Source organism: Gilliamella sp. CG35 (genome assembly GCF_046635745.1).
GTDB classification, from domain to species: Bacteria; Pseudomonadota; Gammaproteobacteria; order Enterobacterales; family Orbaceae; genus Gilliamella; species Gilliamella apicola_I.
The window spans coordinates 43,803-61,362 of the sequence record NZ_JBIDFH010000005.1 but is presented as its reverse complement, the minus strand read 5'-3'; the positions used below and the strand labels follow the sequence as shown (position 1 = coordinate 61,362).

At 35.1% G+C, this 17,560-nt stretch carries 16 protein-coding genes; 7 read left to right on the top strand and 9 right to left on the bottom strand.

Annotated elements, in window-relative coordinates:
- From ACGH4F_RS03620 to ACGH4F_RS03605, 4 genes are all read right to left on the bottom strand, one after another.
- Positions 1 to 1,563, bottom strand: a complete 1,563-nt coding sequence (locus ACGH4F_RS03620; RefSeq protein WP_267350551.1) for a glucan biosynthesis protein G — start codon at positions 1,561 to 1,563, stop codon at positions 1 to 3.
- 18 nt (positions 1,564 to 1,581) lie between these two features.
- Complete coding sequence (locus ACGH4F_RS03615; RefSeq protein ID WP_411590008.1) at positions 1,582 to 2,247, bottom strand: hypothetical protein; 666 nt, start codon at positions 2,245 to 2,247, stop codon at positions 1,582 to 1,584.
- A gap of 150 nt (positions 2,248 to 2,397) precedes the next feature.
- Complete coding sequence (locus ACGH4F_RS03610) at positions 2,398 to 2,634, bottom strand: YecH family metal-binding protein (protein ID WP_411590007.1); 237 nt, start codon at positions 2,632 to 2,634, stop codon at positions 2,398 to 2,400.
- 228 nt (positions 2,635 to 2,862) lie between these two features.
- The gene (locus tag ACGH4F_RS03605; protein ID WP_411590006.1) at positions 2,863 to 4,806 is read right to left on the bottom strand and encodes an exoribonuclease II; all 1,944 of its coding nucleotides are present in this window, start codon (positions 4,804 to 4,806) and stop codon (positions 2,863 to 2,865) included.
- A gap of 130 nt (positions 4,807 to 4,936) precedes the next feature.
- On the opposite strand from ACGH4F_RS03605, the gene ACGH4F_RS03600 reads away from it, so the two are divergent.
- Positions 4,937 to 5,692: an alpha/beta fold hydrolase gene (locus ACGH4F_RS03600; protein WP_411590005.1), complete on the top strand. Its 756-nt coding sequence runs from the start codon at positions 4,937 to 4,939 to the stop codon at positions 5,690 to 5,692.
- Positions 5,693 to 5,695: 3 nt separating this feature from the next.
- Here ACGH4F_RS03600 and ACGH4F_RS03595 read toward each other — a convergent pair whose 3' ends face one another.
- The 4 genes from ACGH4F_RS03595 to ACGH4F_RS03580 are packed head-to-tail and all read right to left on the bottom strand — an operon-like array spanning position 5,696 to position 7,460.
- Positions 5,696 to 6,022, bottom strand: coding sequence for a prepilin-type N-terminal cleavage/methylation domain-containing protein (locus ACGH4F_RS03595; RefSeq protein ID WP_411590003.1), 327 nt, complete (start codon positions 6,020 to 6,022; stop codon positions 5,696 to 5,698).
- On the bottom strand, positions 6,009 to 6,440 hold the full coding sequence (locus ACGH4F_RS03590) for a DUF2509 family protein (protein WP_267350541.1): 432 nt from the start codon (positions 6,438 to 6,440) through the stop codon (positions 6,009 to 6,011). Before ACGH4F_RS03590 ends, ACGH4F_RS03595 begins: the two co-directional genes overlap by 14 nt.
- Positions 6,427 to 6,987 (bottom strand): prepilin peptidase-dependent protein, encoded by a 561-nt coding sequence (locus ACGH4F_RS03585; protein ID WP_267350539.1) that lies wholly within the window; start codon positions 6,985 to 6,987, stop codon positions 6,427 to 6,429. Before ACGH4F_RS03585 ends, ACGH4F_RS03590 begins: the two co-directional genes overlap by 14 nt.
- Complete coding sequence (locus tag ACGH4F_RS03580; RefSeq protein WP_411590001.1) at positions 6,981 to 7,460, bottom strand: prepilin-type N-terminal cleavage/methylation domain-containing protein; 480 nt, start codon at positions 7,458 to 7,460, stop codon at positions 6,981 to 6,983. Before ACGH4F_RS03580 ends, ACGH4F_RS03585 begins: the two co-directional genes overlap by 7 nt.
- Before the next feature lie 219 nt (positions 7,461 to 7,679).
- Here ACGH4F_RS03580 and dapD point away from each other — a divergent pair, with 219 nt between their 5' ends.
- The 6 genes from dapD to ACGH4F_RS03550 all read left to right on the top strand — a co-directional run bounded on the left by dapD (position 7,680) and on the right by ACGH4F_RS03550 (position 16,507).
- Positions 7,680 to 8,504 carry a 2,3,4,5-tetrahydropyridine-2,6-dicarboxylate N-succinyltransferase gene (gene dapD / locus ACGH4F_RS03575; RefSeq protein ID WP_267350535.1) on the top strand — a complete coding sequence of 275 codons (825 nt, stop codon included), beginning with the start codon at positions 7,680 to 7,682 and terminating at the stop codon, positions 8,502 to 8,504.
- Positions 8,505 to 8,606: 102 nt separating this feature from the next.
- Positions 8,607 to 9,098, top strand: a complete 492-nt coding sequence (locus ACGH4F_RS03570) for a YajQ family cyclic di-GMP-binding protein (RefSeq protein WP_267350533.1) — start codon at positions 8,607 to 8,609, stop codon at positions 9,096 to 9,098.
- 225 nt (positions 9,099 to 9,323) lie between these two features.
- Complete coding sequence (bglX, locus tag ACGH4F_RS03565; protein ID WP_411590081.1) at positions 9,324 to 11,597, top strand: beta-glucosidase BglX; 2,274 nt, start codon at positions 9,324 to 9,326, stop codon at positions 11,595 to 11,597.
- A 54-nt stretch (positions 11,598 to 11,651) separates the two neighbouring features.
- Positions 11,652 to 13,346, top strand: a complete 1,695-nt coding sequence (locus ACGH4F_RS03560) for a sensor histidine kinase (RefSeq protein ID WP_267361046.1) — start codon at positions 11,652 to 11,654, stop codon at positions 13,344 to 13,346.
- The gene (btsR, locus tag ACGH4F_RS03555) at positions 13,346 to 14,065 is read left to right on the top strand and encodes a two-component system response regulator BtsR (RefSeq protein ID WP_267361044.1); all 720 of its coding nucleotides are present in this window, start codon (positions 13,346 to 13,348) and stop codon (positions 14,063 to 14,065) included. Before ACGH4F_RS03560 ends, btsR begins: the two co-directional genes overlap by 1 nt.
- Before the next feature lie 291 nt (positions 14,066 to 14,356).
- The gene (locus tag ACGH4F_RS03550; RefSeq protein ID WP_411589998.1) at positions 14,357 to 16,507 is read left to right on the top strand and encodes a carbon starvation CstA family protein; all 2,151 of its coding nucleotides are present in this window, start codon (positions 14,357 to 14,359) and stop codon (positions 16,505 to 16,507) included.
- A 507-nt stretch (positions 16,508 to 17,014) separates the two neighbouring features.
- On the opposite strand, the gene ACGH4F_RS03545 is transcribed toward ACGH4F_RS03550, so the two are convergent.
- A complete protein-coding gene (locus ACGH4F_RS03545) occupies positions 17,015 to 17,476 on the bottom strand; it encodes an NfeD family protein (protein WP_411589996.1) in 462 nt (153 codons plus the stop codon).
- Positions 17,477 to 17,560 lie beyond the last annotated feature (84 nt).

Sequence of the window (17,560 nt, the reverse complement as noted above, 5' to 3'; positions counted from 1 at the left end):
CTATTGTGCAGGGTATTGACCACTCCATGTTTCGGATAAAATTTCGTTAGTTTTCTCAGAAGCTAATTGAATACGAATATCAGTGGCTTTTTTGTTATCTTCAACATTAAACCTTACAATGACACGCCATCCTTTAGTGACTGAATTATATTGTGAGTCTGTGCTAACAATCGATCCATTGGTGATACTTGAAATCACCTTAACAGGTATTTTATTGGATAATTGAGGTCCTGCAAAATCAATGACGTAAGCATTAGAACCATCAAGTTTACGAATTAGATTTGCCTGTTTGATATCGCCTAGCGATAAACGCGTACTAACTGCTCTGGCAACATTACTTGGATAACGTTGCTGATCATTTAACGTATAGTGTAATCGATAGCTAATATCAAGAACATCACCAGCATTGTACTGTTTTTTCGGAACCCAGAACGTTACGATATTATCGTTAGTTTCATCGGCGGTCGGTATTTCAACGAGTTCCACACGACCTTTTTGCCAATCGCCAAGAATTTCTGTCCAAACACTTGGTCTTTGCTCATAATGGTCGTCAAGGTCTTGGTAATCTTGAAAACCATTATCACGTTGAATCAAGCCAAATTGTTTAGGGTTTTCCAAGCTATAAGATGAAAACGACAGACGCTTAGGATTGTTTAACGGACGCCAAATCCATTCATTATTGTTGGTTAAAATGGATAACCCATTGGAATCATGCATAGCAGGGCGATAATTCAAAATTGGCGAAGGTTGATTTGGCCCGTATAAAAACATACTGGTTAAGGGTGCAACACCAAGTTTTTTTACTGATGTACGGAAGAAAACTTTAGCTTCAACCGTGACAGTGGTATCAACACTTGGGATTAACGTTATTTTGTATGCACCTGTTACACTAGATGAATCAAGAAGCGCATAAATCACTAAATGTTTCTGATTCGGTTCGGGTCTTTCTATCCAAAATTCTTTAAAACGTGGAAACTCTTCTCCCGATATTTCACCTGTATCGATAGCAAGCCCTCTCGCTGAAAGACCATAGATTTGGTTTTTACCTATTGCCCGAAAGTAACTACCACCGAGTGCAGTAAAAACTTCATCATCGGTTTTGGTTGGCGAATTGATAGGATAATGTACTTTAAATCCCGCAAAGCCTAAATTTTTAGTATCTAATTTATCTAAGTGAATCTGACTAAGATCAAAATAACTAGGATCATATTTTATTTCTTGAGCGTGATTATTGACGACCTCATTAATCTTAACGGGGGTATCGAAATACATGCCTTCATGATAAAACTCAAGTTTAAAACGAGTATCTTCATCATTCCAATAAGCTTTTTGATGATTAAATTGAATTTTCTGATAATCTGCAAATTGTAATGATGCAAGTTCACTCGGGATATTTTTGGATGGTTGCTGATAAGCTTTTTTTGACAAGTCTTTAGCTTTGTTTATCACATCCTCATACGAAAATGCCCAAGAAGAAAAGCTAATTAACGAAACAGCACACACGCAAAAAATTTTGCATGTGACTGTTTTATAAAATTGGCTGTTTGGCAATAAATTGTGCATAAAATACTCACATTGGGTTTATCTAAATATATTGAAATAATTAATAATATTATCTTTTGGATTGCCTAAACAATTTTCAACATAATCGTTTTTCATTTCTAAAATAATGCTTGGGTTTTGGTCAATCAAAAAGTGAGCATAATTATCTTTATTGATTTTAAAATAGAGTGCTGACATATCTTGCTCAGACATTTTAAATAAGGGTTGATAGTAGTTGGCAATCTTGGTTGTATCTTTTGTATAAATTGCCGAGACAAAATCAGCAGAAAGATCACAATAATTTTTGATATTGCTGCGAGATGCCTTGATTTTATTCAGTTCAATTTGACGCTCAGCTTCGTTTTCTTCAGTTATTTTTTTGAGTTGCAGATCAGATTTCAGCTTATAATATTCAGTCAAATAAAAATTTAAAACACAAAAGGCTGAATTATTATCATTTTTACACGTTAGCAATCCTCGCTTAATAACATAGTTATTAAAATTTTTGTTGCCAATTAATTGAGCTAGTTGATTTTTTGCATTAACAACATAGGGATTGTTATATTCAGTTTTATTTTGTAAAGCCAATAATTGATCTGTTTCAGTATTCCCTTCAGCTTTTTTCTGTGACAAATCAGATCGAAGTGCGCAACTTGAAACAAGAATAGCAACAATGGCACATGTTAAAATATTACTTATTTTCATATATAAAATTCCATGAACTTATTCTTGAGTTATAATTCAATAGGATGCTATATAGCTATTATTAAAAAAATTATATACTTTTTTTTATAATAACACTTTATAACGACGTATTTTTTTGTAAAAAATGTGATAGAACTTACAACTTTATCATTAGTGGTGACAGATCTTCTGAATATTAACTGTTAATTGCGTATTTGTTACAGGTGAAAATTTTGCTTTCGCTTTCAAAAAAGCAATCAGTTCAGATGCATTCATATCTGTTTTAGAGCAAGTATGAAATTTAGCATGTTTTCCAAATCGTTGTTCAATAGCTGCCAGTAGAGATAATTCTGTGTAGCTATTCCCTTCCATCATTTGTAAAACTTCATGACCATGAATTGATACCATAAATCCCTCTTGATGTTACCGATTAATGCTATAACAACGACACTTTTATAACCCATTTATCTTATAAAAGCAATGTTTTAACAAGGTTGGGAAAGATATCAGATCTTATCACGAAACAAAAGGATTTAATCGTTAAGATATTGTCAATATATGATGCCTTGATGCTAAATAATTACAGCATTAGGTAAAGATTAATTATCATTAATCTGCAAGGCATCATATTTTTAATTATTCATTAATATTTGTTAATTTAACGATAATTGATTGATTTTCATTTTTTACTTGAAATATAGAAACAGGGATAATATCAGTGAGTTTATAACCGATGTTATCGTTTATTTTAATCACGCCTTCATCGGGTAATGAAACGATTTCTTCTCTTACAGAATGTAGCATGGATAAAGGTAAAAAAGCATAAGCACCAATATCGGTAAGACGAACTCTGGCACCGCCACGATTGATATCCACAATTTCAGCTGTGTATGTTTGACCAATTTTATCTGATAAGTATTGAGCAAATAGATTTTCGGCCATATCTCGTTCTGCCAATCTTAACATTTTTCGCCGTTCATTCATGGTTTTGAGTTGATTTGTATCCGGTGGTGTTAACGCTTCCTGGCGCATATAAGCTTTCAATAAACGATGATTAACCATATCGCCATATTTACGAATTGGTGATGTCCAAGTTGCATAAGCGTCAAATCCCAATCCAAAATGAGGTTGAGGTTCAATTGAAAAATCAGCCGGACTTTGGAATTTTCGTAATCGCATGGCTAAAAACGGATCAATATCAATGATGCGACGAAGTTTTATATAACCTGCAAACGAAGTTAGTGACGTTTTATCAAACTCAGTTATCCCGTTGTCGGCTAGAATTTTTAATATTTGATCCAGATATTTGGTGTCAAAACCGGTGTGAATATTATAAATACCAAAACCAATTTTTTCATTTAACATCGTGGTTAATGCTTGGTTTGCAATCACCATGACTTCTTCAACAATTTGATTAGCGATGCGACGCGGTTCTTTTATAATAGCTTCAACTTGGCGATTTTCATCAAGTACGAAACGGTAGTCGGTTACATCCTTAAAAACAAGTGCATTTTCTTGTCGCCAATTTATTCTGACCTTAGCTAAATTGGCTAAAATATTAAGTTGTTCGGGTAAAGATGAATGACTTGAAGATAATTGCTCATTGTTTTCCAAGAAGTCAGAAACATTGTGATAAGCAAGTTTGGCTTTCGATTCTATCCAAGCAGAGGTAAAACTGATGCTATCAAATAAGATATTCCCTGATGAATCAAGTTTTAGCTTGCAGACCATTGCCGGGCGTTTTACATTCGCTTGCAAAGAACATAAATCATCGGCTAACTCTTTAGGTAACATTGGGATATTGAAATCGGGAAGGTAGGTCGTAAAATTCCTCATTTTTGCAATATTATCAATATCACTATCTTTCAAGACAAATGCTGTGGGATCGGCAATGGCGACATGAAGATTAAAATTACCTTGTTCATCCATATTAACCGAAATCGCATCATCCATATCTTGAGTGTTTTCACTATCTATGGTAAAAAAACAGATGTCAGTTAAATCTTGACGATTTTCAAGCTCTTTTTCAATAATCGATAAAGTATCAGCTTGCGGTACTGTTGTTTCTAAATTATAACGTGCTAGTGTTTTAAGCCATAATTTGTATTTTGAATCATCTTCAACGATGAAGTCGGTAATGGCTGCAACAAATTTTTTTTTGTCTGCGTTCAAAGGATGTGAAATTAGTGTTGCAACGACCCAGTCATTTTCTTTCAATTTTTGTGGAAGTTGACTATTTACTTTGCAGGGGATCGAAAAACTACTAGGCATGTTTTCTGGATAGATAACCATTGAACGGTCATGGAAACCTATTCTTCCAATAAATGATTCTAATGCGCTTTCAAGTAATACTTCAGGTTCAAAAGATTCTTTATCGTTGTTTTTGACAACGATTCCAGAAACTTTGTCGCCATGACAAACGGTTTTCATTTTAGCCATTGGTATAAAATAACTGGTTTTGTTATCAACGTCTAAAAAACCGAATCCCTTCTCATGGGCTCGGACTGTGCCTTCAATGCGTGGCGTTTGTTGATGAAGCTCTTGCTTTAATTGTGCGAGTAATGGGTTATTTTGAAACATATGACTTAATATATAATGAAAATAAGTGCTGAATTCTAACACATTTATAGCTTATATTGTTACAGAATTAATCACTAAATTATTATCAACTATTGGAATAAATTTTAAACATAAATATTAGAGTGGAAATATGAAACTAAACTATAAAATTCAGGGCGAAGGACAGCCTATTTTATTTTTGCATGGTATGTTTGGTAGCTTGGATAATTTGAATATGTTAGCAAAAGATTTTGCTCCGCATTATCAAACTATTCAGGTCGATCTGCGTAATCACGGACTTTCGCCGTGGTCAGATGAAATGAATTATGACGCTATGGCTAATGATGTTGCTGAGCTTTGTCATGAATTACAATTGAAAAATCTTATAATTGTCGGCCATTCAATGGGTGGAAAAGTGGCAATGCAATTAATTCGAATTGTGCCTGAAATTATACAGAAAGTTGTCGTCATGGATATTGCACCCGTTAAATATTTACAGTCGCCTAATTTTGATATTATTCAATCATTAGAAAAGTGTTGTTCACAGCACATTACTGATAAAAAACAGATTATGCATATTATGGAGCAACAAGGTGTGAATACAGCGACTATCTATTTTTTATTAAAATCATTTAAAAACGATCACTGGCTATTTAATGCTAACATTATTGTTAAAAATTATTCTGATTTAAGTGATTGGCAAGCAGACGCGCCCAGTATGAAACCCATTTTATTTATTCGTGGTGGGAATTCAACATACATAGCTGATCAATATTTGGATACACTGTTTTCGCAATTTCCACAGGCTAAAATTGTAACTATTGAAGGAGCCGGTCACAATGTTCATGCTGAAAAAACGGCTCAAGTGTTAACGGCATTGCATGAGTTTATCGAAAATAATATTTAATTGTTATTGGCAAAATAATCGTTGTTGCTCACTTTTATCATAATTAGGTATAGTAACGGTTATGATTACCAGTATACATTGATTATTATAGGTTTTATTTTGTACGAGGTATGTCCAATGTGTTGGAATAATATGTTGGGCAATATCAGGATAGCTATCGAGTAATTGGAAGATAACCTGATCAGCATGTAGTTTGTTGGTAATGTAATGGCGTTGATGAAATAAGGCTTTTTCCATCTGCATAAAACTAAAAAGAATGATTGAAAATAGTAGTGAGGCGATCAATACTTCAATCAAACTAAAACCGCCAGCATGTTTATTCACAATCATGACTTCTTTTCTCTGGGCAATAATCAAGCCACTGTCCTTTATGAACGATGAGTTTGCCATTGTCTAAATGCGCTAAAGTATAAAGAAAAAATCCATTAGCTTCTCCTCGTACTAAAATGGCATTATCGTGACTCAAATTCGATTGTTTAATACAAACTTTTAATTGTAAATTTAGCTCATGTTGGCATTGCCAATGGGGTTTAGGGCGCTGCCAACGTTGGGTTATTGCCCAACTTAATGATGAACTGGCGGTATTAAATTGTTGATAGTATCGTCTTTCTGTCATGGCAATTTTTTGCCATGATGCAACTAAAATATGAAATCCGAACAATAAAGATAAGCCTATTATCATTAAAATAATCACCATAACAATAGCACTAAACCCCGATTGGTTAACAAAACGATTACCTGTTTTCATTTTTGATTATCTTGGTAAGGTGATACTGAATATGAGCATGTTTTTTTAATTCAGCAGTTAACTTTATTTCAATTGTCTGACTGCGTTGCTTGATACTAAATTGTGTGACGTTCACATCATTTGGATCAAACAGGCGTTGCCAATTCAAACCATCACATTTTGTGGCTGCGTGTTTGTATTCAAGATTATTTTGGTGATAGCGAAAAGTAAAGACATCAAAATAAGTAGAATATAAAGAGTTGCGACTCCCATTATCACCTAATCCACTGTCATAACGAATAACAATACAATCTTGTCGATCATTAATTTCAATGGGTTTAAATTTTATTTCTGTAGAAATATGATGCGTAAACCCAGCACGCTTAATATCTTTAGATAAGCCAGCCAGTGCTTGATGAACTGTTTGTTGTAAATGTGATTTTAAATAATCATCACTTAGCCGCATTTGGAGTTGTTGATAACATTGACTTGTGCCAATCAAAATTAAACTTGCTATCATTAAACAGATTAATACTTCAAATAGCGAAAATCCTGATTGTTTTAACATGGAGGCATACCGGATAGATAACCTTGCTCATAACAAAAGCGAACCCTTCCTCGAAATGAGATAAAAATTTTTGTTTCGCCTATCTGATTATGAAGTTTTAAAGAAGCTGTTTGTGCCATGTTTCTTCGTCCCCAAAAGGAAATGATTTTTTTATTGGTTAAACCGCTTATTTCCACCGAATTGTTGGGTTTAATATATCGTAATTCACCCTCCATACAGGAATTGGGTTTATCGCCTTTACTGGCAACTAAACACCAAGGCGAGGAAAAAAGATAGAAATGATAAGTATGATTATAAGTGTATGCGTTAATTTGCACTTCGTTAAAAAAATGCGTTAATTGTTTAGTGGTGGTAAGTAATTCTTCTTTAAATTGTAACGTTTTCCATTGTGTTACACCAATGGAAGCAAATATGGCACAAATGCCCACAACAACGATCAACTCTAATAAAGAAAATCCTGAATTTTGCATCATACATATTGGTTAAATTAGCGATATGATGATAGTAAATAATGACATTCAAATAATGATTTTTTATTGTCAAAATTGGAACACATTTCACAAATTAATGTCCTTTTTATTAAACAGTATTAAGATGATATGACAAACCGCTTAAAAAGTGCCAGATATTATATTATACTGTCAATCCTGATTAAATTTGCCAACGGACTTAAAAGTTAAAGGAAACAAGAGATGCAACAATTACAAACTATTATTGACGCCGCATTTGAACGTCGTGCGGAAATCACACCATCAAATGCAGATGCTGTTACACGTGATGCAATTAATCAATGTATTCATCTATTAGATAGCGGAAAAATGCGTGTCGCTGAAAAAATTAATGGTGAGTGGGTCACCCATCAATGGTTGAAAAAAGCTGTATTGCTCTCGTTTCGTATTAACGAAAATCAGTTGATCAATGCTGGTCCAACTAATTATTACGATAAAGTGCCGTTAAAATTTGCTGACTATGATGAAGCTAGATTTGCGCAAGAGGGTTTTCGTGTTGTTCCGTCTGCCATTGCGCGTAAAGGGGCTTATGTCGCTCGTAACACCGTATTAATGCCATCTTATGTTAATATTGGTGCTTATGTTGATGAAGGAACAATGGTTGATACATGGGTTACAGTTGGTTCATGTGCCCAAATTGGTAAAAATGTTCATTTGTCTGGTGGTGTAGGTATTGGTGGAGTCTTAGAGCCATTACAAGCAAATCCAACGATTATTGAAGATAACTGCTTTATCGGTGCCCGTAGTGAAATTGTAGAAGGCGTGGTAGTTGAAGAGGGTTCGGTTATTTCAATGGGCGTATTTATTGGGCAAAGTACCAAAATTTATGATCGTGCAACCGGTGAAGTTCATTATGGTCGTGTGCCTGCAGGTTCTGTTGTTGTTTCCGGTAACTTACCAACTAAAGATGGTAAATATAGCCTTTATTGTGCCGTTATTGTTAAGAAAGTGGATGCCAAAACTTTAGGAAAAGTGGGTATCAATGAGTTACTTCGCACTATCGATTAATTTTTTAATCACACTTAAAAATGCCACTAACTAAGTGGCATATATCTTTGTATTTTTCTTAGAATTCTATTTATATTTTTAATCTTTTGAAGAGGAGAGTTTATGCCTTCTTTCGATATCGTATCAGAAATCCAAATGCCAGAAGTGAAAAATGGCGTCGAGAACGCGTCACGTGAATTGACCACACGCTGGGATTTTAAAAATGTTGAAGCTTCGTTTGAATTGAACGAAAAAAACGAGACAATTAAAGCCACCAGTCAATCTGAGTTTCAAGTTCAGCAACTTCTTGATATCTTACGAGATAAATTGGCTAAACGTGGTATTGATGGCGGTGCTTTAGACATTCCTGAAGAATTGGAGCATAGCGGTAAACTTTACAGTATCACTGTCAAACTGAAGCAAGGTATTGATAAAGAGTTAGCTAAAAAAATAGTGAAATTAATTAAAGATAGTAAAATTAAAGTTCAAGCTCAAGTTCAAGGTGATCAAGTTCGTGTAACTGGTAAGTCTCGTGATGATTTACAAGCGACAATGGCTTTAGTCAAGAATGGTGAATTAGGACAACCTTTTCAATTTACCAATTTTCGAGACTAAACAACGCTTAAATTTGCCGATAATGTTGTCGGCAAGTTTGCTTATTGAATATCCGGTCTTCATTTTAGCATAATCCTCATTTTTTCTTATTATTACTAAAAAATTTCACCATACTATCATAAAGTTGATTTTCACAAATTTAGTAAAGATTGAGATTTTTTTTAGCGATTCAGCTATTCTATTCTTATTTTAATCCTCACAACGACAGTGACAGCGAACCTAATGATGAAAAAATTAATCTTATTGTTATTCATGTGTCTCTTCTCTTCTTCTATTCTTGCGCAAAATGAAAATAGCGAGGATAAAAAAGCCTTTATTGATGCGCTATTATCAAAAATGACCATTGAACAGAAGGTTGGACAATTGCGTTTAATCAGTGTGGGCGGAGAACTCACACTCGATAAAGTCTTAGATCAAATTGAAGCTGGCGAAATTGGGGGGATATTTAATACTGTTGTCGAGCCTGACTTGTCACGAATGCAAGATCGTGCTTTAAATTCACCTAACAAGATCCCGTTATTATTAGGATTTGACATTGTGCATGGTCATCGCACTGTGTTTCCAATCAATTTAGGTATTGCCTCTACTTGGGATCGCCAAGCAATGGCTCTTGTCGCACAAGTTTCCGCTGATGAAGCTACTTCTGATGGACTTAATATTACTTGGGCTCCCATGGTTGATATTACCCGAGACCCACGATGGGGTAGAGTTTCTGAAGGTTTTGGTGAAGATCCTTATCTTACTTCAGAAGCTGGGCGGATTTTTGTTGAAAAAATGCAAAAGCCGTCTTTGGCGGAAAAAAATTCGTTGGTGACAACCGTTAAACACTTTGCGCTTTATGGTGCGGTTGAAGGTGGGCGAGAATACAATAGTACCGATATGAGTGAACGAAAAATGTTTCAAGAATATCTGGTTCCCTACAAAGCGGCAATAGATGCAGGAAGCCAAGCTATTATGGTATCGCTGGTTACGGTAAATGGTGTTCCGGCTACCGCAAATCATTGGCTTTTGACCGATGTGCTACGTCATCAATGGCATTTTAATGGCGTAGTCATTAGCGATCATGGTGCAATTCGGGAACTAATTAATCATGGTGTTGCCAGTGATGCCAAAGATGCTGTTCGCATTGCAATTAAAGCCGGTATTGATGTTAGTATGAATGATGAATATTTCCTTCAATTTATCCCCCAACTGGTCAAAGAAGGGGCATTGAGTGAAGATGATATTAACAATGCATGTCGACACGTGTTGTCGCTTAAATATGATATGGGATTGTTTCGTCACCCTCATCGTAATTTAGATCCAAACTTAGACATTGAAACGATGTTTGCTGATAATCGATTACATCGAAAAGAAGCCAGAGAAGTGGCACGACGCAGTATTGTATTATTAAAAAATGATAATAAGGTTTTACCTTTATCTAAAGATCAAAAAATTGCGGTTATTGGTCCACTAGCAGACTCCAAACGCGATATATTAGGGAGTTGGTCGGGGGCAGGTCGAGCTAATTTAGCCGTGACTCCCTTGGAAGGCATTAATCACGCAATAAACAACCCCAAAAATGTCAGTTATGCATTGGGTGCTAATCTTTCGGATGATCCCGCACTATTTAAATTCTTAAATCTTTACGAAGTTACGGCAAAATTTGATGACAGACCTGTTGAAAAGATGATTAGTGAAGCGGTCGAATTAGCGAAAAATGCAGATGTTGTTGTCGCTTTCGTTGGTGAAGCGCAAGGAATGGCACATGAGTCGTCAAGTCGAACAGATATTTCCCTTCCTGAAAGTCAAAAAAGATTACTTCGAGCACTTAAAGCAACCGGTAAACCCCTTGTTATTGCTTTAATGAATGGTCGCCCGTTAACATTAGTCGATGAATTTCAACAAGCCGATGCGATGCTTGAAACATGGTTTTTAGGTACAGAAGGCGGTAATGCCATTGCTGATGTATTGTTTGGCGATTATAATCCGTCTGGAAAATTACCTATGTCATTTCCACGCAATGTTGGACAGATACCTGTCTATTACAGTCATTTAAACACAGGTCGCCCACACGGAACGGAGAATATGGGGAAATACACGACATCTTATTTGGACAGTCCTAATGAACCTTTGTTCCCATTTGGCTATGGACTAAGTTATACTGATTTCAACATCACTTTTTCTCTTTCAGCGACAGAAATGCAACAAAATGGTCAAATTATTGTGACAGCAATAGTTGAAAATACAGGAAACAGGGAAGGTACTCAAACCGTTCAACTTTACTTACAAGATGTGACTGCTTCGGTAAGTAGACCCGTTAAAGAACTAAAAGGCTTTGAGAGCATTACATTGAAAGCACATGAAAAAGGAGAAGTGCACTTTATTATTAAGCCTGAAATGTTAAAATTTTGGAATGACAAAATGCAATATGTGGCAGAGCCAGGTAAATTTAATGTGTTTATTGGCTCGGATTCAACTACACAAAACAAACAAACTTTTACTTTATTGAATAACTAAACTTTTTTATCCCATTAACATTCGTTAGTGGGATAGGCTTAATAGATTTAAATTATGCTTGAATTCGATCTAATTTTACAACTTTTACAACAGATGTGTGTTTATTTGGTTATTGCCTATTTACTAAGTAAAACCCCAATTGTTATTCCGCTCATGCAAGTCACAGTGCATTTACCGCACAAATTAGTTTGCTATTTTATCTTCTCACTGTTTTGTATTATGGGGAGCTATTTTGGACTTCACATTGAAGATACTATTGCAAATACCCGTGCTATCGGGGCGATCTTAGGTGGTCTTCTTGGTGGTCCTATGGTTGGTTTTTTAGTCGGTGTGACAGGGGGAATTCACCGCTATACATTGGGGGGAATAACGGCTGAAAGTTGTATGTTATCGACTATATTAATTGGGCTAATCAGTGGATTATTGCATTACGCGTTAATGAAAAAAGGTCGGGTTGATCTTATTTATAATCCTTTGTTAGTCGGCGTGCTGGGTTTATTGGTCGAATCGCTTGAAATGATTTTAGTATTATTAATTTCACGCCCTTTTGATACTGTTTTACATGCGGTAAAAAGTATTGCAGCGCCCATGATTATCGCCAATAGTATTGGTTCAGCGATGTTTATGCGAATTTTATTGGATCGACGAGCTATTTTCGAACGCTATACCTCGGCTTTTTCGGCAAAAGCATTACAAATTGCAGTGAGCACTGAGGGGCTGTTACGTGATGGTTTCAATCAAGAAAATAGTACAAAAGTGGCAGAAATTATTTATCAAGAATTGGATATTGGTGCGGTTTCCATTACAGACAGAGAAAAAATCTTGGCTTTTATTGGAATTGGAGATGATCACCATTTACCGGGTACACTGATCACGTCAAATAGTACTTTAGAAGCTATTGAAAAAAATGAAGTACAATATCTGGATGGCGCACATTTACCGTATCAATGTTCAATTAATAAAAATTGCCGTCTTGGATCAACGCTGGTAATTCCACTGCGAGGTGAAAATAATACTGTCGTTGGTACGATTAAATTATATGAGGCAAAAAATACTTTATTTAGTTCAATCAATCGAACATTAGGGGAAGGGATAGCCAGTTTATTATCGGCACAAATACTAGCGGGTCAAAATGAGCATTACAAACAATTATTGTCTAAAACCGAAATTAAGTTATTACACGCTCAAGTTAATCCACATTTCTTATTTAATGCCTTAAATACGCTAGTCGCGGTTATTCGGCGTGATAAAGTGCAAGCGTCTGAGCTGGTGCAAAATCTATCAACTTTTTTTCGAAAAAATCTAAAAAGAACGGACGAAATAGTTACGCTCAAAGATGAAATAGAGCATGTTAATGCTTATTTACAAATTGAAAAAATGCGTTTTATGGATCAACTCACGCTTGATATTCATATCCCAGCAGATTTAGAAAATGCTCGTCTTCCTGCATTTTCATTGCAACCAATCGTTGAAAATGCCATAAAACATGGTACTTCCCAATTGATTGGTGAAGGAAAAGTGAGTATAAATGCTTATACAAAAGATTTAACATTGTATTTAGAAGTCATCGATAATGCGGGTAATTATCGAGAAAATAAAAAAGATATGAAAGGATTAGGACTAAATTTAGTCGATAAAAGAATTCATATTCGTTATGGTGAAAGATATGGTTTAGCAATTTTTTGTCAACCTGACGAATATACGAAAGTGATATTATCACTACCATTGCAAGAGGATGTAATTAGTTAATGTTAAATGTTATTATTGTGGATGATGAACTCCCTGCACGTGAAAATTTACGTTGTTTGCTCGAAAAAGATCCCGATGTTGCTATTATTGCTGAGTGTCATAATGCAATGGAAGCAATCAGTAAAATACACCGCCTACAACCTGACGTGGTATTTTTAGATATACATATGCCCAAAATAAATGGGTTTGAAATGTTATCGATGCTTGATCCCCAGACGATGCCTAGCATTGTCTTTTTAACTGCATACAGTGAATTTGCCGTTAAAGCTTTTGAAGAACAAGCCTTTGATTATTTACTTAAACCGGTAGAACAAGACCGTCTCAATAAAACACTATGCCGTTTACATCAACATCAATTACCTAATAATGTAAAGCATTTAGATATGGTTAATCAAAATTTAGATTATATCCCTTGTGTTGGTCATAACCGTATCTATTTATTAAATTTAGATGATGTATTTTATATCGCTTCCAAAATAAGTGGTATCTATGTATTTAATCAAAATAATGATGAATATTTTACTGAGTTAACTTTAAAGACATTAGAAGATAAAACCCCTCTTATTCGATGTCACAGACAATACTTAGTTAATTTAAAAAAACTCAAAGAGATTCGCTTTAATGAATCAACGGGCGTAAGTATTATTTTAAATAACGATATTTCAGTCCCTGTTAGTCGTCGATATCTAAAATCACTCAAAGAAATGTTAGGATTATGATTTCAATTATCGATTTATGTAAATTTTATTAAACCGCTCATTGACTGATTTTAACCACTCATTGTTGCCATTCAACCTATGGCTTAAATAGCGATACCATTCTTATCAACAAAAATTTACTATAAGCTTGATATATAAGTCACAAAGGTATACTCAAAACCATAAAATAGGTAAGGAATAGTGGAAGATAATAAAAAATTGTTTTTTATTTATCCAAACACCAAGCCAAATAGCATTTTAATGGTGTTAAGTATCGTTTTTATAATCTTAAAACCCAAAAAGAGAATCATTATGAATAATAAAATATTAAAGCATATTCCTTGGGTCATTCTTGCTTTTGTTGGTGCATGCTGTCTAGCAGTTGTTGCATTACGGCGAGGTGAACACATCAGTGCATTATGGATTGTTGCTGCTGCTGTATCTGTATATTTAGTTGCTTATCGATATTATAGCCTTTATATCGCTAATAAGGTTATGCGATTAGATCCTACTCGAGCAACGCCTGCTGTCATTAATAACGACGGACTAAATTATGTTCCAACCAATAAATATGTTTTATTTGGTCACCATTTTGCTGCTATAGCTGGTGCAGGTCCACTAGTTGGTCCCGTTCTTGCTGCACAAGTTGGTTATTTGCCTGGTACACTTTGGCTACTTGCTGGTGTTGTTTTTGCTGGCGCCGTACAAGATTTTATGGTGCTTTTCCTTTCATCTCGCCGTAATGGTTCTTCACTGGGTGAAATGATTAAAAGCGAGATGGGGCCAATTCCTGGTGCTATTGCCTTATTTGGTTGCTTTTTGATTATGCTTATCATTTTAGCGGTTTTAGCGTTAATTGTTGTGAAAGCATTAGCAGAAAGTCCTTGGGGTGTTTTCACGGTGTGTTCAACCGTACCCATTGCGCTGTTTATGGGTATCTATATGCGATTTTTAAGACCCGGTCGAGTTCTTGAAATCTCAGTCATTGGTATTGTTTTACTTATATTATCCATTTGGTTTGGGGGCGTTATTGCTCACGATCCTTACTGGGGACCAGCGTTAACATTTAAAGACACAACGATCACTTATGTGCTAGTCGGTTATGCCTTTATCTCTGCGATGTTACCTGTATGGTTAATATTGGCACCACGTGATTATTTAGCGACGTTTCTGAAAATTGGCGTCATTGTTGGTTTAGCAATAGGAATAGTCATATTAAATCCTGATTTAAAAATGCCAGATGTAACACAATATGTTGATGGGACTGGTCCTGTTTGGAAGGGATCATTATTTCCATTCTTATTTATTACGATAGCTTGTGGTGCGGTTTCTGGATTCCATGCGCTTATTTCTTCTGGTACCACGCCTAAATTATTAGCTAACGAAAAAGACGCACGCTTTATCGGATATGGTGCAATGTTAATGGAGTCATTTGTCGCCATAATGGCGTTAGTAGCAGCTTCAATTATTGAGCCTGGTCTCTATTTTGCGATGAATACTCCACCAGCAGGATTAGGGATTACAATGCCTGATTTGCATAAATTGGGGACTGATGATGCACCAATGATAATGGCGCAATTAAAAGATGTCACCGTTCATGCAGCTGCGACAGTGAGTTCATGGGGCTTTGTGATCTCTCCTGAACAAATCCTACAAACCGCCAAAGACATAGGTGAACCGTCCGTCTTGAATCGTGCAGGTGGTGCACCAACGCTAGCGGTAGGGATTGCTTATGTATTCAACCAAATATTACCAGGAGCGAATATGGGCTTTTGGTATCATTTCGGTATTTTGTTTGAAGCCCTATTTATTTTAACGGCGCTTGATGCAGGAACACGTTCAGGTCGATTTATGTTACAAGATTTATTAGGTAATTTTGTACCGTTCTTGAAAAAAACAGACTCACTTATCGCCGGCTTTATTGGTACGCTGGGGTGTGTAGGATTATGGGGATATCTCCTCTATCAAGGCGTTGTTGACCCATTAGGTGGTGTGAAGAGTTTATGGCCACTATTCGGTATATCTAATCAAATGTTAGCTGCTGTCGCGCTGATTTTAGCAACAGTCGTATTGATTAAAATGAAACGTGCGCAATACATTTGGGTCACAATCATTCCGGCAATTTGGTTGTTAATCTGTACAACATGGGCATTAGGTCTAAAATTATTCAGTGATAATCCGCAATTAGAAGGCTTCTTCTATTTAGCTAATGAATATAAACGTCAAATTGCTGAAGGTAGTAAAGAGTTAACTGCTCAACAAATTGATAATATGCATCATATTATTATCAATAATTATACTAATGCAGGATTAAGTATTTTATTCTTACTTGTGGTATACACGATTATCTTCTTTGGTATTAAAACCGCGCTTAAAGTTCGCAACAATAAACAAAGAACAGATAAAGAAACCGCTTATGTTCCTATACCAGAAGGTGGTGTTAAAACTTCTATGTCACATTAAGTGGTCTGGAGCGAGATGTCATAGTGATATTGCCTCTCGATAGTAAACTCCAATTATTTTAGTTAAAGCCCAACAATGAGACATTGTTGGGCTTTTCTATTTTGACTATAAAAAATGCTTACACTATTCTAAATAAAACTCATTAAATTAAAAAATTTAGCGTTGTCGGCATAACTCTCTATATGTCATTACCAGTGTGATAGCATATCGCATCGATAAGTCAAAGGAAGGTGAACAATTTATCGTCACTGTTATGACAAATATTTGCGGTTTATTAACTAAAAAAATTAGCCAATAATGATTATTGGCTAATAGGATAAATGAATGTTAAGATTAATAGTATCGAATCAATGATACTGCTTTGTTACACAATAAAGAATGCATAAATTTTGGTGCATTTTGGGTATCATCTTTCCATATATAAATCTTATTTTCTTTACAAATTTCAATCATCTTCTCAATGTTATTTTTCTGATATTTGTTTTTCAAATATGATATGAAAACATTTTAAATGATAGGTTCAACACTTAAAATTATTCCATCGACAGAAGTAACAATAACGGATTGACCTACTGGTAAATCTTGATTACATCTAGCTGACCATGTGCCATCTTTAATTTTAACTCGACCAGAACCATTGACAATTGCATCAGTGACGACTGTTTTAATACCAATTAAGTCATGTTGAGGTTGATTAATTTGGTTTTTACTTGAACGATGTTTTCCTTTGCTTTTAAGCCAAACATACCAGAGATAAACAGAAACGATCGTAAAAATTGAAAATAAGAACCATAAAGTTGGCCAAGATAATGGAATTACCCAAGCTATTATTCCCACACAAATGGCAGAAATTCCACACCAAAGTGCATATCCACCTATACCTAATAATTCGGCAATCAGAGAAATAACGCCTAAGGCAATGAAAATCCAATGAGGAGAGTTATAAATAACTGTAAAAAAATCAGCCATTATTTTTTACCTTTCATTTTATAAAGATTAAAGCAATGCCTCTATTTTAGCATAGTGTAAATTCGCTAAATTAGAGGCATTAAT